This is a genomic window from Tatumella saanichensis, assembly GCF_000439375.1.
GTDB classification, from domain to species: domain Bacteria; phylum Pseudomonadota; class Gammaproteobacteria; order Enterobacterales; family Enterobacteriaceae; genus Tatumella; species Tatumella saanichensis.
In genome coordinates this window covers 60,162-82,639 of sequence record NZ_ATMI01000013.1, presented here as the reverse complement: position 1 = coordinate 82,639, position 22,478 = coordinate 60,162, and the positions used below count along the sequence as shown (strand labels likewise).

Annotated in this window: 16 protein-coding genes, 1 tRNA gene and 5 pseudogenes; 16 read left to right on the top strand and 6 right to left on the bottom strand. The window is 50.6% G+C overall.

What is annotated here, in order from left to right; genetic code table 11:
• Positions 1 to 37 precede the first annotated feature (37 nt).
• Positions 38 to 2,689, bottom strand: a complete 2,652-nt coding sequence (locus DW47_RS0106835; RefSeq protein ID WP_029685655.1) for a TrlF family AAA-like ATPase — start codon at positions 2,687 to 2,689, stop codon at positions 38 to 40.
• A gap of 741 nt (positions 2,690 to 3,430) precedes the next feature.
• On the opposite strand from DW47_RS0106835, the gene DW47_RS0106830 reads away from it, so the two are divergent.
• The 8 genes and pseudogenes from DW47_RS0106830 (at position 3,431) to DW47_RS16280 (ending at position 10,245) form a co-directional block, all read left to right on the top strand.
• Positions 3,431 to 6,634: an Eco57I restriction-modification methylase domain-containing protein gene (locus DW47_RS0106830; protein ID WP_029685654.1), complete on the top strand. Its 3,204-nt coding sequence runs from the start codon at positions 3,431 to 3,433 to the stop codon at positions 6,632 to 6,634.
• 336 nt (positions 6,635 to 6,970) lie between these two features.
• Positions 6,971 to 7,102: pseudogene (locus DW47_RS17655) on the top strand (GTPase family protein); the annotation flags it as partial.
• Positions 7,103 to 7,120: 18 nt separating this feature from the next.
• Positions 7,121 to 7,581: pseudogene (locus DW47_RS16295) on the top strand (IrmA family protein).
• A 109-nt stretch (positions 7,582 to 7,690) separates the two neighbouring features.
• A pseudogene (locus DW47_RS16290) lies at positions 7,691 to 8,361 on the top strand (DUF932 domain-containing protein); the annotation flags it as partial.
• 13 nt (positions 8,362 to 8,374) lie between these two features.
• Positions 8,375 to 8,710, top strand: a pseudogene (radC, locus tag DW47_RS16285) (RadC family protein); the annotation flags it as partial.
• 32 nt (positions 8,711 to 8,742) lie between these two features.
• Positions 8,743 to 9,066 (top strand): type IV toxin-antitoxin system YeeU family antitoxin, encoded by a 324-nt coding sequence (locus DW47_RS0106810; protein ID WP_029685653.1) that lies wholly within the window; start codon positions 8,743 to 8,745, stop codon positions 9,064 to 9,066.
• Positions 9,067 to 9,102: 36 nt separating this feature from the next.
• On the top strand, positions 9,103 to 9,423 hold the full coding sequence (locus DW47_RS0106805; protein ID WP_029685652.1) for a TA system toxin CbtA family protein: 321 nt from the start codon (positions 9,103 to 9,105) through the stop codon (positions 9,421 to 9,423).
• 113 nt (positions 9,424 to 9,536) lie between these two features.
• A pseudogene (locus DW47_RS16280) lies at positions 9,537 to 10,245 on the top strand (DUF4942 domain-containing protein).
• Positions 10,246 to 10,334: 89 nt separating this feature from the next.
• Here the strand turns inward: DW47_RS16280 and DW47_RS0106795 are convergent.
• Positions 10,335 to 10,410, bottom strand: a tRNA-Ile gene (locus tag DW47_RS0106795).
• 209 nt (positions 10,411 to 10,619) lie between these two features.
• Here DW47_RS0106795 and DW47_RS0106790 point away from each other — a divergent pair.
• The 8 genes from DW47_RS0106790 (at position 10,620) to gsiD (ending at position 19,260) form a co-directional block, all read left to right on the top strand.
• On the top strand, positions 10,620 to 11,012 hold the full coding sequence (locus DW47_RS0106790) for a phosphate-starvation-inducible protein PsiE (protein ID WP_029685651.1): 393 nt from the start codon (positions 10,620 to 10,622) through the stop codon (positions 11,010 to 11,012).
• A gap of 60 nt (positions 11,013 to 11,072) precedes the next feature.
• The gene (gene deoR / locus DW47_RS0106785) at positions 11,073 to 11,858 is read left to right on the top strand and encodes a DNA-binding transcriptional repressor DeoR (protein WP_029685649.1); all 786 of its coding nucleotides are present in this window, start codon (positions 11,073 to 11,075) and stop codon (positions 11,856 to 11,858) included.
• A gap of 68 nt (positions 11,859 to 11,926) precedes the next feature.
• The gene (locus DW47_RS0106780; RefSeq protein WP_029685648.1) at positions 11,927 to 12,718 is read left to right on the top strand and encodes a deaminated glutathione amidase; all 792 of its coding nucleotides are present in this window, start codon (positions 11,927 to 11,929) and stop codon (positions 12,716 to 12,718) included.
• A gap of 212 nt (positions 12,719 to 12,930) precedes the next feature.
• Positions 12,931 to 13,893, top strand: a complete 963-nt coding sequence (locus DW47_RS0106775) for an isoaspartyl peptidase/L-asparaginase family protein (protein WP_029685647.1) — start codon at positions 12,931 to 12,933, stop codon at positions 13,891 to 13,893.
• Between the two features lie 12 nt (positions 13,894 to 13,905).
• Entirely contained in the window at positions 13,906 to 15,762 is a 1,857-nt protein-coding gene (locus tag DW47_RS0106770; protein ID WP_029685646.1) for a dipeptide ABC transporter ATP-binding protein, read from the top strand.
• Between the two features lie 64 nt (positions 15,763 to 15,826).
• Positions 15,827 to 17,365 carry a glutathione ABC transporter substrate-binding protein GsiB gene (gsiB, locus tag DW47_RS0106765; RefSeq protein WP_029685644.1) on the top strand — a complete coding sequence of 513 codons (1,539 nt, stop codon included), beginning with the start codon at positions 15,827 to 15,829 and terminating at the stop codon, positions 17,363 to 17,365.
• 47 nt (positions 17,366 to 17,412) lie between these two features.
• Positions 17,413 to 18,333: a glutathione ABC transporter permease GsiC gene (gene gsiC / locus DW47_RS0106760; RefSeq protein WP_029685643.1), complete on the top strand. Its 921-nt coding sequence runs from the start codon at positions 17,413 to 17,415 to the stop codon at positions 18,331 to 18,333.
• Between the two features lie 9 nt (positions 18,334 to 18,342).
• On the top strand, positions 18,343 to 19,260 hold the full coding sequence (gsiD, locus tag DW47_RS0106755; protein ID WP_029685642.1) for a glutathione ABC transporter permease GsiD: 918 nt from the start codon (positions 18,343 to 18,345) through the stop codon (positions 19,258 to 19,260).
• Between the two features lie 61 nt (positions 19,261 to 19,321).
• Here gsiD and DW47_RS0106750 read toward each other — a convergent pair whose 3' ends face one another.
• From DW47_RS0106750 to DW47_RS0106735, 4 genes are read right to left on the bottom strand one after another with little or no spacing between them, the layout of a single operon-like run.
• On the bottom strand, positions 19,322 to 20,191 hold the full coding sequence (locus DW47_RS0106750; protein WP_029685641.1) for a transporter substrate-binding domain-containing protein: 870 nt from the start codon (positions 20,189 to 20,191) through the stop codon (positions 19,322 to 19,324).
• A 52-nt stretch (positions 20,192 to 20,243) separates the two neighbouring features.
• Entirely contained in the window at positions 20,244 to 21,014 is a 771-nt protein-coding gene (locus tag DW47_RS0106745; protein WP_029685640.1) for an amino acid ABC transporter ATP-binding protein, read from the bottom strand.
• Positions 21,007 to 21,951, bottom strand: a complete 945-nt coding sequence (locus tag DW47_RS0106740; RefSeq protein WP_029685639.1) for an amino acid ABC transporter permease — start codon at positions 21,949 to 21,951, stop codon at positions 21,007 to 21,009. The genes DW47_RS0106745 and DW47_RS0106740 overlap by 8 nt, the downstream gene beginning before the upstream one ends.
• Positions 21,944 to 22,474, bottom strand: a complete 531-nt coding sequence (locus DW47_RS0106735; RefSeq protein WP_029685638.1) for a GNAT family N-acetyltransferase — start codon at positions 22,472 to 22,474, stop codon at positions 21,944 to 21,946. Before DW47_RS0106735 ends, DW47_RS0106740 begins: the two co-directional genes overlap by 8 nt.
• Between the last annotated feature and the right edge of the window lie 4 nt (positions 22,475 to 22,478).

Here is a 22,478-nt window from a genome sequence, read left to right as displayed (position 1 = left end):
AATTCGCATTTCAGCATGATTGATTTCTGATTCTTTGTTATTTAAACCCGTATTTTTCCCGACGTTGATTGAATGCGCTTTGACCACCTTCGAGAATATTCGCCGCCAGATGCTGGATTTCAGGTAAATCAATCGCCCCCTGCTGCTCAGGGAGAATTCGCCCTTTACCCTCTTCTACACTCAACACACCAATCCACTCTGCATCACCGAAAACCGGTATGTTAGCGTTATGTGTGGCAAATAAAAACTGCCGAGACAGCTTCGCCCTACGTAGTTCCGTCACTATACGCTCTGCGATAAATGCATTATCAAGGTTATCTTCGGGTTGATCGAGGATTAGTGGGTCCTGATTTTCTAACAACAGTAAATGCAGGACTGCAGTACACTGCTGCCCGGTAGATAGCTCGTCGATATGGCGCCAGAATACGCCACCACCGTCATGCATGACATTCAGCTCAATTTGCATCGTATCCGGCAATGATAATGCTTCCAGTTCCAGCAGCTGCTTTTCGCTCAAACGCAATAATGCTTGGATGACCGTTGGTGTAATTCCCCACCCGGCATTATGTAAGGCTTGTTCACCAAGACGGATACTCCCAACCAGATTTTCCGGTGTAAAATCATGCTCCAGCACCCAAGCAAGGCGTCGTGATCCAACACCTTCCAGATTACATTGCTCCAGAAAATGCAACAGAGGTTGACGATCACCTTCAGGTTGCAAATTGAGCCGTACTTTTTCATCCAGTTTTCTGTTCAGACGTTTTACTGATTTTGCCAATGCCGCCGAGCGCTGAGAACGCGCTTGGATAAGTTCCAGAAGCAATTTTTTTCGCTGCTGGTTTAGTTCTGTAAGTTGCTTTTGCCGGTGCTCCAACGCCGTTGCTTTAGGGCGAATAGAGGCAATCTGACGTAACAAGGTTTGATAGTCTGCGCCAATCTGTCGCCCGCTTTTTCCCTGGCTGGCTGGGATATCTTTAAAGGCTTTTTCAAGCTGAGCCTCTTCTGCACCGATTAAATCTGATAACTCAAGTTGTAAAGGAGCAAGTTCCCCAGTTGAACGTTGAACGACCTCACCAAGCTGTTGGACTAATGTTGCCACCTGCTCCTGTGCTCGCTGGAGCACATCACGTTGCTGGAGAAGAAGAGAGTGGTGAGGCAAGGCATTTATCACGCCATCGCTGAGGTAAGCGAGATCGGGCAGGCTGTCTATTAGTGTAAGTAGAGCATCCTTCACCCTAGATAATTCTTCCTGATGGCGTAAACTGAATTGCTTTTCTTTTTCCAACAAAGGGACGATTTTGAGTTTTTCATCCAGGCCAAGCTGTTTAAATTGCTCTGCTTGCTCCAGTAGTTTCGGCAATCGTGCAACTTCAAGTTCTGCCTCCGTCTTTTGCTCCAGAGCATTAAGGATAGCCTGACGGCTCTCTCCCAAGCGTGACAACGCTTGGTTGATAATCACATCGTACTGGTTATGATCGCCTTCTAAAAATCGCTCTACAAGACGATTACGACTCCGAGCATCTCGGGTCATTTCATAAATTTCATTTTGCCCGTACAACTCCAGCCCAGGAAGTAAATCATCCGGAGAATAAGGTGAAACATTCCCCTCACTGTCAGTTACAATGGATTGCCCGCCAAATTTTCGACTGATGGTAAAGGTACGTCCCTGCATCACAGCAGAGCGAACCTGCAGTTGAACCAGCGAACCATTTCCTAGGTTGCTCTTGATAATTGCACTGTGTTGCTTTTGTGCTGAATCATCAAAAGGCTGTTTACCCAGAGCAAAGCGAATAGCCTCCAGCAAAGTAGATTTACCAGTTCCACGCCCACCAATTACAGCATTGAGGTGGTCGGAAAAAGTGATATCAGTTTCGTCCAGATATCCACCAGTAAAACGAATATTTTCAATTGCCGAAGCATAGCAGTGTGGCTTATTTACGTTGAGGCGCACTCGTGATTCTGGATCTAAAAATGCCTGTTTAAATGAGCTGAAGCATGGCCGCGTCATTTTTATCAGGCAGGATGCTCCTGGGGATTTAATTTCCACTGGTTGGGCAACATCTGCCGCGTTGATAATGGCAATAGGTCTCTCGCGACGATAGTCAGGAAGTTTGTTCAGAATAGCTTTTCGATAAAAATCATCCTCAATCCCTTTCAAGTCATCGACAGTTCCTGGAATCTGCGCCGCCAACAATCCACGTTCTTTCCATATATGATTCATACGGCATTTCAGTACTCCATTATCATTCGTGCTATGTGCAGCGAAAATAAACCCTCCTAGGCTTTCTACTTTTTCAATGATCTGTATGGCGCTGAGCTTTGAAGGGGAAATGCAATCATCGGGATTTTCATACCCCAGATTGCTCAAGCAGCGTTCCAGTTCCTGTACGGTCCGGTTTTCATCAAACAAACAAACGAAATGAATTTTTTCGCTTGAGCAGATCTCAAACCCAGGAAAAACGACAATGTCATGCTCCTTAAAGAGCTGACGAATCCTGTCTACAGCATTAACAGCACCATGGTCCGCAACACCAACGACCTGAATACCAGCTTCGAGGCAGGACTCCAGAAGCTGCTGATTATAAGTATCCTCGCTGAGTGATTCTTTCCCGCGATACTTACTGTAACCCGCAGGGTTTACCTGTAAAGCGCACTTAAAAAAATCAGCTTTAGTCCAGTTCACAGACATCGTCAGGCTCCATATCTTTCTAGTATATTATTCCACATAGCAAATAATACGCTTAAAATCGCTGCATCACATTGATAAACATGCTGATCGCTGGCTGCCTGTGGCACAAGCAGTATCAGAAAGGCTGTCTTACTGCCGTTAACGCTGGTAAACAATTTGTACCCGCGTCGGGACTGGCATCTTCGATGTAGCAAACAAAAAACTAAAAGCATCTGAGGGACAAGATATGAATGCTAAATGCGTGTACCGCATCATGCATCAGAATGAGCTGATACTTGAACGTAAATCTGCTATACCGTTCCCCAAATGGTCGCGTGACGGGAAAGTTAAAAGCGGTGATGACATGATATACTGGAAACATAGTCGATCGGTTTCATTATTCATGAACTGTCCTAAAAAAGTAATATAAATTATTTATATTTATGATTATTTTTTATTTTCGCTGTGGGTTCAACCGATAAATGCAACATACTGGTTAAACCGCTCTGCGGGCGATTCAACGTGCGCCCACAGTAGGTGTAACAAGGAACCAGCTTAAGGTTGATGAGGATATTGTTAAGTTGAGTGATTCACGAGGTAACTTTTAGCGTAGGTGAGCGGAAGTGAGCGGAACTAATGAGAGATACCGCTTGAATATTGGACAAACATGGAGTTTCTAAAGCGTAAGAACTTGATATAGAAGTATACGACATTCATAATGCTCGGTTGCATACATTCCCCTTGTGACCAGGCCTTACTATCATGAAGCAATCCGCTTACACCTCCATTCAAGAAAAACGTCTTCAACCTTGGAAGGGTGAAGAAGAAGTCCGGTTTGCTTGGAACAAAGCGTTAGAAGATGCAACAGGATTACACCTTTTTGCTGAGCGCGAACGTAATGATGCAAGTTACAACCACGTTATAATTGAATACAAAGCCCCTGGTCTCTTCAACGGTAAAAAAAATAGCCCTGCGTTTCTGAATGCGACTTCAGAGCGGTTGCTACCTTACATTATCAAAAAAGCCGCAAAAACCAAAATACCTGAATCTGACTTCATTGGTATTGCAATCGATGGGGAACATATTTGTTTTGCTCAGGTAATTGATGGAAAAATCAATACTCAACATCTAATGCCATTTTCCCCTGAATCTGTTGAAATGGTTATTGATGCGTTACGATCAGATACGCGTAAAGGTTTAACCACAGACAATCTGCTGGCTGATTTTGGTCACGGTTCAGCAAATGCCCGTGCTTTCATGCAGCAGCTCTCTGACGGGCTATGTCAGCAACTGGTCGCTAGCGGTAACAACAAAATCAAAATGCTCTTTGCAGAATGGCGAACGTTGTATGGTCAGGTTGCCGATCTTTCAATTCTCCAAGCAGAAGCCATAGCTAAGGAGCTGAAATTCACCTGGTCCGGCTCCCCATCAGAGTCGATACCTGCACGGCTTTTTGTACTACATACCTACAACTCAATGCTTATTAAGTTACTGGCTGCAGAGATAGTGTCAGCACATGGGCTAACTTCGACCGCTCAACCAGCTCAAAGCATGGCGGCCTTGAAGAATAATGAGCAGATGCTTGAATTTCTCGGCTCGGCTATTGAGCGTTCTACGATTTTCCAAGAAGCCGGTATCCATGGATTTGTCGAGGAAGCCATTTTTAGCTGGTACCTTGATGTAGCCAGACTGAATACTGTTCCTGAACTGCTTCCCACGTTGAGGCGATTGCTTTCTGTCCTGTCACTCTATCGTCTGGATCAGTTATCACAAACACGTGATGTACTACGTGATCTCTATCAGGGTTTGGTACCAAGTAAACTACGTCAGAGCTTAGGCGAATTTTATACGCCTGACTGGCTGGTAGATTTCACGCTGGACAAAGTTAGTTCCCCTGAACTTCTTACCCAGAGGGTCCTTGACCCTACTTGCGGTTCAGGGGCGTTTTTACTAGCAGTGATTCGCAAAAAGCGTCAATTAGCGAAGGCGAAAAATCTCAGCGCGAAAGAAACTCTAAAGCTTCTTTGTGAAAGCGTATGGGGTTTTGACCTTAACCCCTTAGCCGTTCAGACGGCGAGGGTGAACTTTCTGATTGAAGTCGCCGATTTACTATCGCAATGCCCAGGCCAAGATTTTGAAGTGCCGGTATTGATGGCCGATGCGATTTATTCCCCGGCAGCAGCCCCAAGCTCGCTTGAGCCTGTCATCCAATATCGTATTGGCAGTCATGTTGCCAAGCTCGACATTCATTTGCCTGTAGCACTGGCACTCGATCGCGTAAGCCTTGATTACATGTTTAATCGCATGGGTAAAGATGTCGAAATGGGGCTCGAGTTTGATGAATCTATGGAGAAGGTCCGCAAAAGCAAATATTTTACCGAAGACCTGATTAAAGAATGGGATACGCCTCTACGTTATACGTATGATCAGATCCTGACTCTACATCGTCAAAACTGGAATGGAATATGGTTCAGGATTGTCAGAAACTTTTTCTGGTCGGCAACTGCCGGACAGTTTGACCTAGTCATTGGTAATCCACCATGGGTCAGGTGGTCTAAATTACCCGAGTTGTATCGGGAGCGAGTAAAGCCAACTTGTGAACACTATGGGATTTTCTCAAAGACGCGTATGCACGGCGGCAATGAACTCGATATATCTGCAATGATTACTTATACAGTGGCGGACAAATGGTTAAATGTCGGTGGACATCTGGCATTTGTTATCACAGGTACGTTGTTCAAAAATCCTTCATCCGCTGGTTTTAGAACATTCAAGATCGAACCTTCGAGAGAAGACTCGTTGTACCTTCAACCGCTATTTGTCGATGATATGAAAGGGCTGAAACCGTTTGAAGATGCAAGCAATCATACAACGATTGCTGTATTCAAGAAGTCAGAAAAAGCACCGGAATATCCGGTTCCATATCGCGTATGGAGCCCTCGTGAAGGCTATAAACGTGCTATTAAAGCTTCTCAAACGCTTGAAGCTGTCATGGATACTTTACAGCACGATGAAAAAGAAGCTTTTCCAGTTAATGAGGCGGGTTCGCCTTGGGCTATCCTCGCGCCACATAGATTTGAAGCCATTAAATACTTATCTCGCCAATGTTCCTGGACCAAGGGCCGCAAGGGGATCACGACCGATCTCAATGGTGTGTACTTCGTTCCTATCCTTAATGCCAATGAATCCTATGTTCAGATTAGAAGCAGGCCAGAAGCGGGGAAAAAAGACATTGGCCCGGTAAAAAAAGTTTGGGTGGAGCCGGAAGATTTGTATCCACTGATTAAAGGTGCAAGCGATTTTGAAGAGTGCTACCTCAAAATCAGTGCGCCTGATGTGGATAACGAAGAGCGGCTATATACGTTCGTGCCAAATATCGGGATCTCTAATGCTGATTACATAGATGCAGCAGAGCGAATAAACCAAGAGAAGCTTAAGAAAACTGCAGCTTGGTTTGATTCATTTGAGCCGCTATTGCAGGCACGCTCTACATACCGACGACAAATGAAAGGGGCTCCCTTCCATGCGGTTTATAACGTTGGGGAATATACATTTAAGCCATGGAAAGTGATATGGCCTGAAATGTCTTCATCTTTCTATGCTGCCGTAGCTGGTAGCGCGGATGTTCCTCTGGTAGGAACACGCACTTATATTCCTGACCATAAAGTATATTTTGCTGCCTTTGATGATCGTGAGACCGCCTATTATTTATGCGGACTACTGAACTCAAAAACGGTGCAAGAGTGGATTAACGCACACAATGTATCTATTCAAGTTGCAGACGTGTTCAAACACCTTGATTTACCGAAGTTTAGTCAGAGTAACATCAAGCATGTTCTGCTCGCAGAGAAGGTTTACTCTGCTCACCAAGAACACGATAGAGTGGCACGTAAAATTATAGTGGAAGATGTGAAGATTTTAGCCGAAGATATTTTGACTAATTGGAGCAAACAACTTCTTGGCTAAACTTCAGTAGGAGGCTAAAGTTAACCGTAGGCAACAGACGTCAAAATTAATTAACTGGCCTTTATCGCATGAAGGCCAGTTAACATTCATCCTGCGGAATATCTCTGTCACTACTAACCGAATTCTGTTGTGACATAGCTCGTTTGTGATTACAGAGCTGTAGCTGGTATGGCTATTTACAACAAGTAATAAATGCACACATTTAAGTCACTTTTCACTCAAAGCAGTCCCCCGTATTGTAAAAGTTCTCATATATATTATTTCACTGAACATACCACCATTACAGTGAAATAAGACGAACTTTCTGTTTTCGCTTCTTTTGTCTCAGGAGATATCATGAATAATAAGAAAAGATTGCAATTTTTTCAGGAGGCACTTAATGCATTACCTGAGTGGATATCAGAACGGATCCTGTATCAGATCAATCACCTAACAAATTACGAGCCGGTAATTGGCATTATGGGTAAACCTACCTACAGCAAAATTATGCCACTCGTCAGCCGATTGGCTAAAATCTTACCTGCCATTGTCGTTTTAATGCTGTGCCATCTCTCATCTGCTTACGCAGATGAACAACGCTTTATAAGTATCCGCAATACCGATACCGTGTGGACTCCCGGTAATATCTGTGTGTATCAGTTCCGTCTGGATAATGGTGGTAGCGGTGTGGGTTTTGGCCCGTTGTCTGTTTCGCTGGGGCTGAAAGACAAGGCGGGCAACACGCTGGCGACGGCAACAATGGACGTAGCCCCCTTTGGCGACAGTGATGCTACTCGTTCTCAGGAAGCTTTTCTTGAGCATGAATGTGTCGAAAACGTCAGCGCTATTGAAATCATGAAGGCGACCGAAGAGCGCAACGGCCATCAGACCAGGCAGCCACTTTCCGTTTCGACCCTCAGTATTATCAGCCACTGTCAGTATCGGTTGCTGTGAATAAGGCATCATAACTGGCTTAGACTTAAAACTACCAGACCTCAGACTCGCAACAACATCAGGCCATGCCTCCTTCGGGAAGCATGGCCTTTTCGTTTTTCATCGCCAAAAAAGGAATTAATCATGATCCGATTAGCCAGCTGCTTTGGTGCGGTTAATGTTGTACGCCGCGAACGCCCATTAACTCACGACGAACTGGCACATTACGTGCCCAGCGTATTCAGTGAAGAAAAGCATGAGTCCCGCAGCGACCGATACACTTATATCCCGACAATAACCCTACTCGATAATCTGCAACGTGAAGGTTTCCAGCCGTTCTTTGCCTGCTAGACCCGAGTGCTCGACCAGAGCAAAGCGAACACACCAAACACATGCTGCGTCTTCGTCGTGAGGACCAAATCACTGGCTAGCAAGTTCCGGAAATTATTCTACTCAACAGCCACGATGGTTCGAGCAGTTATCAGATGTTGCCGAGATTATTTCTTTCAGTCTGCCAGAATGGACTAATTTGCGGTGAGAGTTTTGGTGAGTTTCGTGTACCTCATAAAGGCAACGTGGTGGATAAAGTCATTGAAGGGGCTTACGAAGTGCTGGGAATATTTGACCGTGTAGAAGAGAAACGCGATGCTATGCAGTCGCTAATATTAACTCCGCCAGCACAGCGGGCGATGTCGAAAGCGGCATTAACCTATCGCTTTGGTGAAGAGCATCAGCCGGTGACGGAATCGCAAATCCTATCCCCGCGCCGCTGGCAGGATGAAAGTAACGACCTGTGGACCACTTATCAGCGCATTCACTAAAACCTGACTGCAGCTACAAATGGCGGGCCTTGAGCGGGAAATCTTTATCGTCCTGTACTTCGATAATCAGCATCGTTTGCTGGAGCGTGAAACGCTGTTTACCGGCACGCTCAGCCATACGGAGGTACATCCCCGCGAAGTGGCCAAAGCGGCTCTACGCCATAACGCCGCTGCGGTCATTCTAGCCCACAACCATCCTTCCGGCGAAACGGAGCCTAGCCAAGCAGATCGGCACATCACAAAGCGGGTAGTGAATGCACTGGCCTTGGTCGAAGTACGTGTACTGGATCACCTCGTGGTAGGGGATGACGTGATGTCATTTGCAGAGCTCAGTTGGCTGTAAGTCCGGCAAAATATCAACAAAAGGAAACTTTTATGCCGTTATCTGATTCTTCCCAATGGGGACTGCAAAGTGATATTACTCCCCGCTTTGGTGCAAGGCTGGTACAGGAGAGCAACTGGCTGCATTACCTGGCTGATAGGGCTGGTTTTACGGGGAGCTTTAGCCCGATACACCTGAAGAAATTAGATCTGGCTTTCCCGCTGTTTGTAGAACAACTGGAAGAAATGCTGCGTGCTGGCCAACTAAATCCACATCAGCAACGTCAGGTGAACATTCAACTTGCGAGTTTAACCTGTATAGCTGATACCCGTGGTAGCTGCGGCTACGTTTACATTTCTATTCATCCGCCCCCGTAACACCTTCTCTCTTCTTCTTTTCTCAGGATTCTACTCATGCACATTTCAACTGTACCGGCCACGGAGCCGGTTTCGTCACACCTATCGCCCGTACAGGTATGGCAGCAATTGTTAACGTATCTGCTGGAGCACCATTACGGCCTGACGCTTAACGACACGTCATTCCATGACAACACGGCTATTAAGGAGCATATTGATGCAGGAATCACGCTCGCCGATTCTGTTAATTTTCTGGTGGAACGTTATGAACTGGTACGCATCGACCGTAAGGGATTCACCTGGCAGGAGCAGATGCCATTCCTGACCGCTACCGATATTCTCCGAGCGAGGCGAGCTACCGGATTAATAAATACTTAAATTCTTCGAGCCTCTTTCCTGATTTTTACCTCTGCACTTTCCACTCTTTTTATTCATCGCATAATGCGCCTGCCACTCCCGGCTGGCGTGTTTGCTTTTATGGACGATTAACGATGCAAACAGAACCCGACGTGTTGACGGAACACAATGGGCTCATTATTTCGACCAGTATCGAACGTGTAGTCACGGGCCGCGATTCCGCACTTAAACAGATCGAACAACTTATTCAGCAGATTGACTCCATTTCACGGCTCACCTCAGAAATTGGCGGTGGTACAGCGCAAGACTGGGCGATGAAAGCCGGGCATCGTTACGATAGCTGGATGACCGAAAAGGTCGATAAAGCACTGCCTGCCATCAGCGATGGCGAATATCCTCAGTACTTTTGAGCAGCTACATCTGAACAAAATGGATGTATTTGAGCATGGCATTATCAATGTCTTCAAAGGGCTGTCGTGGGATTACAAAACCAATAGTCCCTGCAGCTTTGGTAAAAAGATCATCGTCAACAATTTGGTGACGCATAACTACTGGGGATTTAGTTTGAACTGGGATTGGCGACGGGATCAACTAGCGGGCCTGGAGAGAATGTTGTTTCTGCTCGATGGTAAACCGATACCCGACAACCGTGGCGATGTCACTATACGTTTGATGGATCATATTCGGGACAACCCGTCGAAGGATATTTACGAAGATGATTTCTTCAGTATCCGTTACTTCCAGAAGGGAACAGCGCACATCACTTTTAAGCGGTATGATCTGACAGAAAAGATGAATGGCATCATTGCCAAGCACTATCCGGGAGCGCTGGCAGCGAGATGAAGAGGGCGAGGAGTCAATCCCTTACCTGACTCAAATTACAGCAAAAAAAAAGGAGTCAGACGATTTCTCATCTAACTCCTTGTTTTATTTGGTGGCCCCTGCTGGACTTGAACCAGCGACCAAGCGATTATGAGTCGCCTGCTCTAACCACTGAGCTAAGGGGCCAGTGAGTGGCGGGGATTATAAAGTATCCGCGGGGGCTAATCCAGCCTCAGCGGCGCGGTTGCTGTTTTTTAGAGCAACACTGTGAAAACAGTTGGTTGGCGGTTCGGTGCTGCAATACCTAGTAGCAACAATTTTTCGCACTGGTACGCGGTTTTTTATACCCTGCCGCCAGAGTACTCGACTAACAAAACAGATTGCGGAGAGAAATCATGAAGTTCCCTGGGAATATCCATTCAGTGATCGAAAAATGCGGATTGATGATTATCCTGCTGTCGACCATTGCCGCCTCCCTGAGCCATGTGGTCAGCATGGTGATACACCGCAGTATTACCGTTAGCGACCTGCTGCTGCTGTTTATGTATCTTGAGTTTATCTCCATGACCGAGACCTACTGGAAAATGGGGCAGTTACCGGTGCGTATGCCGTTGTATATCGCCATGGTGGGTATCGCTCGCCATCTGATGACAGAGCCGAGCAATATTAAACCGCAAGAGATTTTCTGGTATTCACTGGCCATTGTGCTGCTGGGGATTGCGGTATTGATTGTCCGTTTCGGGCATCATAAGTTCCCCTACAAAAGGCATGATAAAGAAGATACCTAAGTGGCTGAGTAAGCGCGGCTCCTAAGGTATGACACTGACCATTCATCAGGGAAAGGAATGATGGAAACCAAACGTGAGTTGCGGCTACAGGCATTGCTACAATCTGTCCAGAAAAACGGCCGTCTTCATTTACAGCAAGCCGCGGAGTTCCTCAAAGTGTCGGGGATGACTATCCGCCGAGACCTTAGCCAAGGTCCGCAGCCACTGTTGTTATTAGGCGGCTATATCGTGCTGGCCCGTGATCACGGGCCGGAACACTACTTTATCACCGATCAAGAAACACAGCATATCGCTGAAAAGCAGCAGATTGCGCAGTTGGCGGCGGCGCTGATCCCCGCCAATGAAACGGTATTTTTCGACTGTGGTAGCACCGTTCCGCATATTATCCGAGCATTGGATGACAGCCTGTCCTTTACCGCGCTGACCGCCTCCATGAACAGTTTTTTGGCGTTACAGCAGAAAAAACAGTGTCGGATGATCCTCAGCGGTGGCGAATTTCAGTCAGATAATGGTATTTTTACCCCCCGCCTTACGGACTCTCCATTAAACGATTTTTGTCCCGGGTTGGCGTTTATCTCCGCCGCTGGACTGGACGAGGTGCAAGGTGTCACCTGCTTTAATCATAATGAATTAGCCATGAAGCACTTTGCGCTGCAACGGGCTACCCGTAAAGTATTGGTGCTGGACAGCAGCAAGTTCGGTAAGGTACGCCCGGCACGGATAGCCTCTCTCGACCGCTTCGATACGCTGATCACTGATACGCCACTACCGCCAGCGCTGGCCGCTCAATGTGAGCATGATGGCCTGACAGTACTTACCCCTGAGCTACTCTCTGCCACTGAATAAAGCACTGGTCGCCTGCCCTGCCTTTCTCTAAGATAATTTACTCTCCCTCAGTACAGGAACAGCGCATGATGAAAGTTGCACTCGGACAATTCGCGGTCAGCCGTGAATGGCAGGAGAACGTTGAAACTTGTCAGAGACTGATGCACCAAGCGGTGCAGCAGGGTGCCGATTTGCTGGTGCTACCGGAAGCCATTTTGGCGCGGGACAATACTCAGCCCAGCTTTGTGATTGATGCCGCCCAACCCATCGATGGACCGTTCCTCACAGCCCTACGGGCAGCAAGTAGCGAGCACTCACTGACAATAGTCTTTACCATGCACATTCCTGCCCCCGAACACCGGGCGGTGAATACTCTGTTTGCCCTACGTCAGGGCGAGATTATTGCGCGCTATGAAAAGCTGCATCTCTATGATGCCTTTTCCGTGCAGGAATCGGCACGGGTTAATGCCGGCGAGCAGATCCCGCCGTTAATCGAGGTGGCTGGTTTTCAAGTCGGGCTGATGACCTGCTATGACGTACGTTTCCCTGAACTGGCACGGGCATTGGCGCTACACGGTGCTGAAGTGCTGCTGCTGCCCTCTGCATGGTTACGTGGGCCATTGAAAGAGCAACACTGGCAGATGCTGACCACCACCCGCGCATTGGAAAATACCTGTTATATGCTGGCGGTCGGTGAATGTGGGCCGAAAAATATCGGTCACAGCTTAGTGGCCGACCCCCTTGGCGTAGTGATTGCCAGCGCAGCGGAAGCTCCGGCACTGATTTTTGCCGATTTGGATAAAGCCCGCCTGGCGTATGCCCGCGAGGTATTACCAGTATTGGAGAACCGCCGCTTCGCCGTCCCGCAACTGGCAACATGATCACCCTGTAGGCCGCTGTTCAGGCGGCCTGTGCCTCACGCCCTTCCCCTAATAAGCCTCAGTTATCATCCATAGGAAAAAGTTATTACCAGGATTGGATGGCCGCTATTTACAACCCCGTCTATAGTTTTTATAGTCAAAAAAAATATAAAAAATGACCGCTCTATAAGCAGACACTCTCACAGCTCTCCGGGAACGGGAAGGGATAACACTTGACGACAGCTATCGCGATACACGGGGGGGCTGGTACCATTACCCGTCGCGCTCTCAGCCCTGAAAAGGAACAGCAGTACCGCCAGGCACTGCAGGATATTATTACCGCCGGTCAGCAAGTACTTACTTCCGGTGGTACTGCCCTGGAAGCAGTAACAGAAGCGGTAAGGTTACTGGAAGAATGCCCGCTGTTTAATGCGGGTAAAGGGTCAGTCTTCACCCATGCAGGTACTCACGAGTTGGATGCCTGCGTAATGGACGGCCACAACCGCCAAGCCGGTGCTGTGGCGGGTGTAACCCGGGTTCGCAATCCGGTACTGGCCGCCAGAGCGGTCATGGAAAATAGCCCTCACGTCTTACTGGCTGGTCCCGGTGCCGATGCCTTTGCGGCCGAGCAGGGGCTGGAGCAGGTCTCCAGTGACTTTTACTCTACTCCTGAGCGTTTCGCACAGTTACAGCAGGCCCTGCAGCAGGACGATATCGTGCTGGATCACCAAGGGGCCGCAGCACTGGAAAGTGGCGACCCCATCGACCCGAAAAATAAGTTTGGTACCGTTGGCGCAGTGGCCCTCGACGCCGCCGGGAATCTGGCCGCAGCCACCTCTACCGGTGGCATGACCAATAAACGGGTTGGCCGAGTGGGCGATACGCCGCTGCCTGGAGCCGGATGCTATGCTGATAAAACGGTAGCAGTCTCTTGCACCGGTACCGGTGAAGTGTTTATCCGCGCCCAGGCCGGTTACGACGTTTCAGCACAGCTCAACTATGCCGGTCGTTCGCTGGATACGGCCTGTCAGCATCTGATGCAGACGCTGGGTGAGATGGGGGGTGAAGGAGGCTTGATCGCCATCGATGCGAACGGGCATATCGCCTTGCCGTTTAACAGTGAAGGCATGTACCGCGCCTCTGCGGTCGACAATGATCCTCCGCAGGTCGCCATCTACCGCGACCCTCAGCGCTAAGGAGCCATGATAATGCCTGATCTCAAAAATACCATGCTCCATGACCCTGACAGGGTATTGCTGGCTGAGGATCTGCATATCGCTTTCCGCCAGAATAATAAAATGTTTACCGCCGTGGATCGGCTTTGTTTATCGGTCAGTCATGGTGAGACCGTGGCGCTGGTCGGTGAGTCCGGTTCCGGAAAGTCGGTGACTTCACTGGCACTGATGGGGCTTATTCAGCAGGCCGGTGGGCAGGTATCCGGTGAAAGCTGGTTGCGCCGCCGTAATGGCGATCTTATCGATCTGATCCACAGCGATCAGCAGCAATTACGTCGGATCCGCGGCGCAGATATCGCGATGATCTTTCAAGAACCGATGACCTCCCTGAATCCGGTGTTTACCGTCGGCGAACAGATCGCTGAATCCCTGCGTTTGCATCAAGGTAAAACGGCCACTCAGGCATGGCGTGAAGCCAAAGATCTGCTGGATAAAGTGCGTATTCCGGCGGCGGCAGAGACCATGAAACGTTATCCCCATCAACTGTCAGGGGGAATGCGTCAACGTGTGGTAATTGCCATGGCGCTCAGTTGCCGACCCGCTCTGCTGATTGCCGATGAACCCACCACCGCGCTGGATGTCACCATTCAAGCCCAGATCCTCGAGCTGATCCGTGAACTGCAGCAAGAGATGCATATGGGGGTGATTTTTATCACCCACGATATGGGAGTGGTGGCCGAAATGGCCGATACCGTGACAGTGATGCACCGTGGCCATCAGGTTGAATCCGCCCCGCTACGCCAGCTATTTACTCAACCTCAGCAGGAGTATACCCGCGCCCTGCTGGCTGCTGTGCCGCGCCTTGGAGCAATGCACGGTCGGCCACTGCCAGCCAAGTTTGACTTACCGGGGGAAGCGGCCCACCAGCAAATGCAACCGGATACGGTACGCCATGATCTGCCGCCGGTGCTGCAAGTCCGTGATTTGGTGACCCGCTTTGATATCCGTGGCGGTTGGTTGAATCGTGTGCAACGTCAAGTACATGCGGTGGAACATATTAGCTTTGATCTGCGTGCTGGAGAAACTCTGGCACTGGTCGGTGAATCCGGCTGCGGGAAGTCCACCACTGGGCGTTCACTGCTGCGACTGGTCGAAAGCCAAGCGGGCACCGTCACCTTTAATGGCCAACGCATTGATACCCTCTCAGGCCCAGCATTGGCTCACCTACGCCGTGATATTCAGTTTATTTTCCAAGACCCTTACGCCTCTCTCGATCCACGCCAGTCGGTCGGTTACTCGATTATGGAGCCGCTGCTGGTGCATAAGGTGATGGATAAAGACGCGGCCGCCAAGCGTGCCGAAGAGTTACTGGTCAGGGTCGGCTTACAGGCTGAACATGCGGCCCGCTATCCCCATGAGTTCTCCGGAGGCCAACGCCAAAGGATCTGTATCGCCCGTGCGCTGGCCCTCAATCCGAAAGTGGTGATTGCCGATGAATCCGTGTCGGCGCTAGATGTGTCGGTACAAGCACGCATTATTAATCTGATGATGGATCTGCAACAGGAATACGGGATCGCCTTTCTGTTTATCTCCCACGATATGGCGGTGGTAGAACGGATTAGCCACCGTGTGGCGGTGATGTACCAAGGGCAGATTGTGGAGATCGGACCCCGTCAGGCGGTATTTGAAAACCCGCAACATCCCTATACCCGCAAGTTGATGTCAGCGGTGCCGGTGGCCGATCCCGATGCCCCGCGCCATGCAGTGAAACTCCGGGCCGATGATCAGCCCGGTGCTATCTTCCGTCGCGGCGAAGCGCCGCAACGGGTTTCTCTGATCCCGGTATCTGAGCAGCATTTTGTCGCCACTACCGGTCATCAGGCTCGCTGAGTGAAGCACTCACCCACCTGCTGCCGCCGGCAGCGGGAATAAAAATATCGACAGGAGCAGGACTATGCATCAGAAAACAGCAAAATGGCTGATTGCCGCCGGTCTTATCGGCAGCAGCGCCGCTTCCATGCCCGCCTTTGCCGCCAAAGATATTGTGGTTGCGGTGATGTCCAATTTCACCACCATGGACCCGTATGACGCTAACGATACGCTGTCCCAAGCGGTGGCAAAATCGTTTTATCAGGGGCTGTTTGGCTTCGATAAAAACATGAAGCTGGAAAACGTGTTGGCGGAAAGCTATACCGTCAGCAAAGATGGCCTGACCTATACCTTCAAACTGCGTCCTGGGGTGAAATTCCAAGACGGCACCGACTTTAATGCCGAAGCGGTTAAGGTGAACTTGGACCGTGCCAGCAACCCAGCCAACCATCTGAAGCGCTATAACCTGTTCAAATATATCGCCCACACCGAGGTGGTGGATCCGTTAACCGTGAAAGTGGTGCTGAAACAGCCTTTCTCACCTTTTATCAATAGCCTGGCTCACCCAGCGGCGGTGATGATCTCCCCAGCTGCCCTGAAAAAATACGGCAATCAGATCGGTTTCCATCCGGTCGGCACCGGTCCTTACCAGTTCGTAAGCTGGAACCAGACTGATGATATGAAAGTGAAGAAATGGGACGGCTACTGGAAAAAAGGCTATCCGAAACTGGATGAAATCACTTGGCGTCCAGTGGTGGATAACAACACCCGTGCTGCCATGCTGCAGACCGGCGAAGCGACCTTTGCCTTCCCGATCCCGTATGAGCAAGCCCCTATCCTGGAACGTGATAACAAGCTGGATGTCGTGACCTCTCCGTCGATTATGCAGCGTTATATCAGCCTGAACGTCACACAAAAGCCATTTAATGACCCGAAAGTGCGTGAAGCCCTGAACTACGCCATCAACCGTCAGGCGCTGGTAAAAGTGGCCTTCTCCGGCTTTGCGACCCCAGCAACCGGCATTGTGCCACCGTCGATTGCCTATGCGCAGAGCTTCCCGGCCCCAGAATATAACCCGGCCAAAGCCCGTGAACTGCTGAAGGAAGCGGGTTATCCGAACGGGTTCTCTACCACCCTTTGGTCCTCGCATAACTACACCACTGCCCAAAAAGTGTTGCAGTTTACCCAGCAGCAGTTGGCACAGGTCGGTGTAAAAGTGCAGGTTACCGCTATGGATGCCGGTCAGCGTGCCGCTCAGGTGGAGGATAAGGATCAGAAAGACAGTGCCGTCAGAATGTTCTACACCGGCTGGTCGGCCTCTACTGGCGAAGCCGACTGGGCACTGACTCCGCTGTTTGCCACCTCATCTTGGACACCGGCGATCTTTAACACCGCGTTCTACAGCAACCCACAGGTGGATAAAGACTTAGCGGATGCCCTGAAAACCACCAATGACAATGAAAAAGCGGCCCTGTACAAAGATGCGCAGGATCGTATCTGGCACGATCAGCCGTGGATCCCACTGGCGGTGGAAAAACTGGTTTCTGCCAACAACAAAAACCTGACTGGGTTTTATGTGATGCCGGATACCTCCTTTGATTTCGACGATGCGGATCTGAAGTAACTCGACCGGGCAGGCGGCAACGCCTGCCCCTTTCATCAGGACTGTGAATGCTTAACTATTTTATCAAACGTCTGCTCGGTATGATCCCAACGATGATCATTGTCGCGGTGCTGGTGTTTATGTTTGTCCACCTGCTGCCGGGTGATCCCGCGCGATTGCAGGCCGGCCCGGATGCCGATGAAAGCGTGGTGGCGATGGTACGCCATCAGCTAGGGCTAGATTTACCGTTACCCCAGCAATTCTGGAATTATTTGGTCAATCTGGTACACGGTAACTTGGGACAGTCGATGGTCTCGAAACGTCCCGTGACGGAAGAAATCGGCATGCGCTTTATGCCGACCCTGCTGCTGACCCTGACCAGCATGGCCTGGGCCTGTGTGTTCGGACTGATCACTGGGCTTATTTCCGCAGTGTGGCATAACCGCTGGCCGGATAAACTGGGCATGTTATTGGCGGTCTCTGGGATCTCCTTCCCAGCCTTTGCCCTCGGTATGTTGCTGATGCAGATTTTCTCGGTACAGCTTGGCTGGCTGCCGACGGTCGGTGCTGGCAGTTGGCAGCACTATATCCTGCCGTCATTGACCCTCGGGGCCGGTGTCGCCGCAGTGATGGCCCGCTTTACCCGTTCCTCGTTTATTGAAGTGATGCGTGAGGATTATATGCGCACCGCTCGCGCCAAAGGGGCCTCTGAATTATCGGTGATCTTTAAGCACGGCCTACGCAATGCCATGATCCCTGTGGTCACCATGATGGGACTGCAATTCGGTTTCCTACTGGGTGGCTCTATCGTGGTGGAAGTGGTGTTTAACTGGCCGGGATTGGGACGCTTACTGATTGATTCCGTGTCGATGCGGGATTACCCAGTGATCCAGGCGGAAGTGCTGCTGTTCTCCTTTGAATTTATTCTTATCAATCTGCTGGTTGATCTGCTGTACGCAGCCATTAACCCGGCGATCCGTTACCGCTGAGGGACCACCATGAAAAACTGGCGACGTAATGCGGCACTGAATGCCATGCCGGTGCTCAGCGAGCACCGGCCCTGTACCCCGTGGCGTGAGTTTCTCCACCGCTTCCGGCAACAACCGGTGGCTATCGCCGCCGCCGTGTTTATTTTGTTATTACTGATCCTGGCGGTTATTGCGCCCTGGATCAGCCCCTACGATGCCGAAAATTATTTTGATTATGACCGGTTAGATCAGGGACCGACACTGGTGCACTGGTTCGGGGTCGACTCTCTGGGGCGGGATATTTTCAGCCGCGTGCTGGTCGGTACCCGCATTTCGCTACTGGCTGGGGTGTTTTCGGTAGCGATCGGCTCATTGATTGGCACGGTACTTGGGCTGATTGCCGGTTACTATGAAGGCTGGTGTGACCGCATCATTATGCGTATCTGCGATGTACTGTTTGCCTTTCCCGGTATTCTGCTGGCGATCGCCATTGTGGCGATCATGGGCAGCGGTATGACCGATGTGATCTTGGCGGTGGCGGTGTTCAGTGTGCCTGCGTTTGCCCGGTTGGTACGCGGTAATACCCTAGTACTGAAACGTCAGACGTTTATCGAGTCGGCGCGCAGTATTGGTGCCTCCGACAGCCATATTCTGTTCCGCCATATCCTGCCCGGCACGCTATCGTCGATCGTGGTCTATTTCACGATGCGTATCGGTATTTCGATTATCAGCGCTGCCAGCCTGTCGTTTATCGGTCTAGGCGCACAACCGCCTACCCCAGAATGGGGCGCGATGCTCAACGAAGCCCGAGCCGATATGGTGATGGCACCCCATGTGGCTATCTTTCCCTGCTTGGCAATTTTCCTGACGGTACTGGCATTTAACCTGTTGGGAGACGGCCTGCGGGATGCGCTAGACCCGAAAATGCGGGGAGATAGCAGTAAGTAGTCATTCACGGACGGAGGCTGATGCCTCCGTTTTTACTGATATTGCAGTGTCTCGTCGAGGCTTAATAGGTAATACCGGGCGGGTTAACCTGAGAGGTCTTAATCGCCGCATCTTCCAGTCCCCAGCGGGCCAAGGCCTGTTGATAGCTGCCATTCTGAATACTGCTGTTCAATGCTGCCTGCAGGGCGAAAACCAGACCATTACCCTTTTTAGTGGTGACCGCCACCTGAGCCAGTTTCGGCCCAAGCCCGACAACACGAGTCTCACCGTTCAGTGCAGCCTTATAAGCAGCCGCTGACTGCGGGCCAAAAATCACATCGACCCGTCCTGACAGCAACGCCAGTGACTGGGCAGCATCATCGGTCAGATAGACCGGTATCGCCGGCGCAAGGTGGTGCTGAATATCCTGTTGATTCCAGCCCAGCAGAATACGCTCCTGATTGGTGCCAGAACCGACCACCACTTTTAAGCCAGACACATCCTGTGGCTGATGAATGCTGCGGATCGGACTGTTTTTCCTGACACTAAAGGCCAGCGAGTCGGTACGGTAGGTGGCAAAGTCATACTTCTTCTTGCGATCTTCGGTGACCGCAATATTGACCAGCGCTGCATCATAACGGCCACTGGCAATGCCCAGCGGCCAGTTTTCCCAAGATACCGGCACCAAGCGTAAGCGTAAGCCGAGACCATCGGCCAACAGCCGAGCAATATCGGGATCACTGCCAATACGGGTTTTATTATCCGCCCCAAGTAATGCCAGTGGCGGCGCATTCTGCGCCGAGATCGCCACGGTCAGTTCTCCCGGATGCGCAAAATGGAAGCCAGCGGGGATCAGCTTTATCGCTGCCGGAGAGGCCTTGGTATCGAGCGGCATCAGATTATTGGCGGGATCTAACGCCTTGGCCGCGGCGTTGCCCGCGGTCACCGTCATCAGTACGACTAGCCCGTAGTGGGCCAGCTGAAAGCGTGGCATGGTTTACTCCTTACAGTACACTGGCCAGAAATTCCCGCGTCCTCGGATGCTGGGGCTGATTTAACACCTGTTCACAGTCGCCCTGCTCAACGATCTCTCCATCCACCATAAACACCACCTGGTCGGCGACCTGACGGGCGAAGTTGATTTCATGGGTGACGATCACCAGCGTAGTGCCGGATTTTGCCAAGCTGGCGATCACTTCCAGCACCTCTCCCACCAGTTCAGGATCGAGCGCTGAGGTCGGCTCATCAAACAGTAGGACCCGCGGTTCCAGGGCCAACGCACGCGCAATAGCCACCCGCTGTTGCTGTCCGCCGGACAGATGCCGAGACCAGGCCTCTTTTTTGTGTTCAAGGCCAACGGCACGCAACAGGGCTTCGGCGCGAGCTACCGCCTGGGGACGGGTGAGTTTCTTATGGACCACCGGAGCCTCGGTGAGGTTTTCTAGCACCGTAAGGTGCGGGAATAAATTAAAGTTTTGGAACACATAGCCGACATTAATCCGTTGTTTGAGTAACTGTTTTTCCTTGAGCTCATACAAATCCCCGTTTTTCTGACGGTAGCCCATAAATTCCTCATCTATGCGGATCAGCCCGGCATCCGGCTTTTCAAGATGATTAATGGTGCGCAGTAAGGTGGATTTACCCGACCCAGAAGGGCCAATGATCACCGTCACCGATCCTGGGGCGACCTCAAGGTTAATATTCTTCAGCGCTTGGAAGTGGCCGTAAGACTTACTCACGCCACTGACGGAGATGCTGCCACGCGAATTAGTGATTTCGGACATAAGAGACCTCTGTACTCTGAGAGTGACGACGACGATTGAGGGCCAGCGACCATTTCACGGCTAACCGCGGACGCGGCGTCGCCACAGCACGGCGTTCACTTCTGGCAAAATGTTTCTCAATCCATAATTGTGCGACGGCTAACAGGCTGGTGATCACCAGATACCAGCAGGCCCCCACCATCAGTAGCGGGATCACTTCCTGATTACGGTTATAAATCATTTGGATAGTGTAAAAGAGCTCCGGCATAGCGAGCACATAGACCACCGAGGTGCCTTTAACCAAGCCGATAATTTCATTAAAGGCGGTTGGCACCATAGAGCGCAGTGCCTGCGGTAAGGTAATGCGCCAAGTCCGTCTCCAGCCCGGCAGGCCCAACGCCGCCGCCGCTTCATATTGCCCGCTGTCCACGGCTCGGAAACCGCCCCTAATGATTTCCGCCATGTAGGCACTTTCCACCAAGGTTAGTCCGAGGACCGCCGTCTGGAACTGTCCCAGCACATTAATGGTTTGGAAATGTCCCCAACTGAGTGGCGTAAAGGGAATGCCCACTGACAGGGTGTCGTAGAGGTAGGAGAAGTTATAGAGAATAATCAGCACCACAATCAGCGGCAGTGAGCGAAATAGCCAGATATAGCCCCAGGCTAGCGCATTCAGTAGCGGTGATGAGGAGATCCTCGCCATCGCGAGCATGCCGCCAAATAGGACACTTAGCACCGCACTGCACAGGGTCAGCAGTAACGTCTGTGCCAATCCGGTCAGGATCACCGGATTAAAGAACCAGCGCGCAAAAACCTGCCATTCCCAGCGCGGGTTGAGCGCAACCGACTGGATGATCGCCGCAAAAATAATGACAGAAAGCAGAGTGCCAACAATCCGCCACGGATAACGCGCCGGAATAATTTTCGGGGTACGGGGAAATTCAGCCATAGTGTGTCACTCCATCGGGGGCCGTAGGCACAGAATTAACGAGAGATTTAGTAAAGCGTAAACGCCCGTCATAAGGCGGCAGGCTGTACTCTTCGAAGTTACGCTGCGTATCAAAGCCGGGCTGATAGCCCAGCGAGAGGTAGAGCGCTACCGCTTCCGGTTGGCGAAAACCGGTGGTCAGATAAATATGCTGATAACCGGCCTCACGGGCACGCTGTTCCAGTTGCCGAACCATTCGTTGAGCAATGCCCTGGCCACGCAAGGCTGGCGCGGTCCAAATACGTTTAATCTCTGCGGTTGTCGCGTTATAGGGCTTATAAGCCCCGGTGGCGATGATCTGGCCCTGCTCTTCCAGTACCAGAAACAGCCCCTGTGGAGGCAGATAGCGGGATACCGGATCCTGTTCACGATCCCCCGCGAAGTAATCGCCATAACGTTGTGAATACTCAGCGAACAGCCCCCGAAGGATCGGCTTAACTTCTGCCGCCTCCGGGGAAAGGGTTCTAAAACCTGTTTCAGCCATCGTG

What these genes read in the sequence shown, in the direction of transcription:
- DW47_RS0106735 (WP_029685638.1), bottom strand. Translation starts at nt 22,474, where the DNA reads ATGGCTGAAACAGGTTTTAGAACCCTTTCCCCGGAGGCGGCAGAAGTT.
- DW47_RS0106810 (WP_029685653.1), top strand. Translation starts at nt 8,743, where the DNA reads ATGCCGTTATCTGATTCTTCCCAATGGGGACTGCAAAGTGATATTACT.
- gsiD (WP_029685642.1), top strand. Translation starts at nt 18,343, where the DNA reads ATGAAAAACTGGCGACGTAATGCGGCACTGAATGCCATGCCGGTGCTC.
- gsiB (WP_029685644.1), top strand. Translation starts at nt 15,827, where the DNA reads ATGCATCAGAAAACAGCAAAATGGCTGATTGCCGCCGGTCTTATCGGC.
- DW47_RS0106835 (WP_029685655.1), bottom strand. Translation starts at nt 2,689, where the DNA reads ATGTCTGTGAACTGGACTAAAGCTGATTTTTTTAAGTGCGCTTTACAG.
- DW47_RS0106830 (WP_029685654.1), top strand. Translation starts at nt 3,431, where the DNA reads ATGAAGCAATCCGCTTACACCTCCATTCAAGAAAAACGTCTTCAACCT.
- DW47_RS0106790 (WP_029685651.1), top strand. Translation starts at nt 10,620, where the DNA reads ATGAAGTTCCCTGGGAATATCCATTCAGTGATCGAAAAATGCGGATTG.
- gsiC (WP_029685643.1), top strand. Translation starts at nt 17,413, where the DNA reads ATGCTTAACTATTTTATCAAACGTCTGCTCGGTATGATCCCAACGATG.
- deoR (WP_029685649.1), top strand. Translation starts at nt 11,073, where the DNA reads ATGGAAACCAAACGTGAGTTGCGGCTACAGGCATTGCTACAATCTGTC.
- DW47_RS0106740 (WP_029685639.1), bottom strand. Translation starts at nt 21,951, where the DNA reads ATGGCTGAATTTCCCCGTACCCCGAAAATTATTCCGGCGCGTTATCCG.
- DW47_RS0106750 (WP_029685641.1), bottom strand. Translation starts at nt 20,191, where the DNA reads ATGACGGTGACCGCGGGCAACGCCGCGGCCAAGGCGTTAGATCCCGCC.
- DW47_RS0106805 (WP_029685652.1), top strand. Translation starts at nt 9,103, where the DNA reads ATGCACATTTCAACTGTACCGGCCACGGAGCCGGTTTCGTCACACCTA.
- DW47_RS0106770 (WP_029685646.1), top strand. Translation starts at nt 13,906, where the DNA reads ATGCCTGATCTCAAAAATACCATGCTCCATGACCCTGACAGGGTATTG.
- DW47_RS0106780 (WP_029685648.1), top strand. Translation starts at nt 11,927, where the DNA reads ATGAAAGTTGCACTCGGACAATTCGCGGTCAGCCGTGAATGGCAGGAG.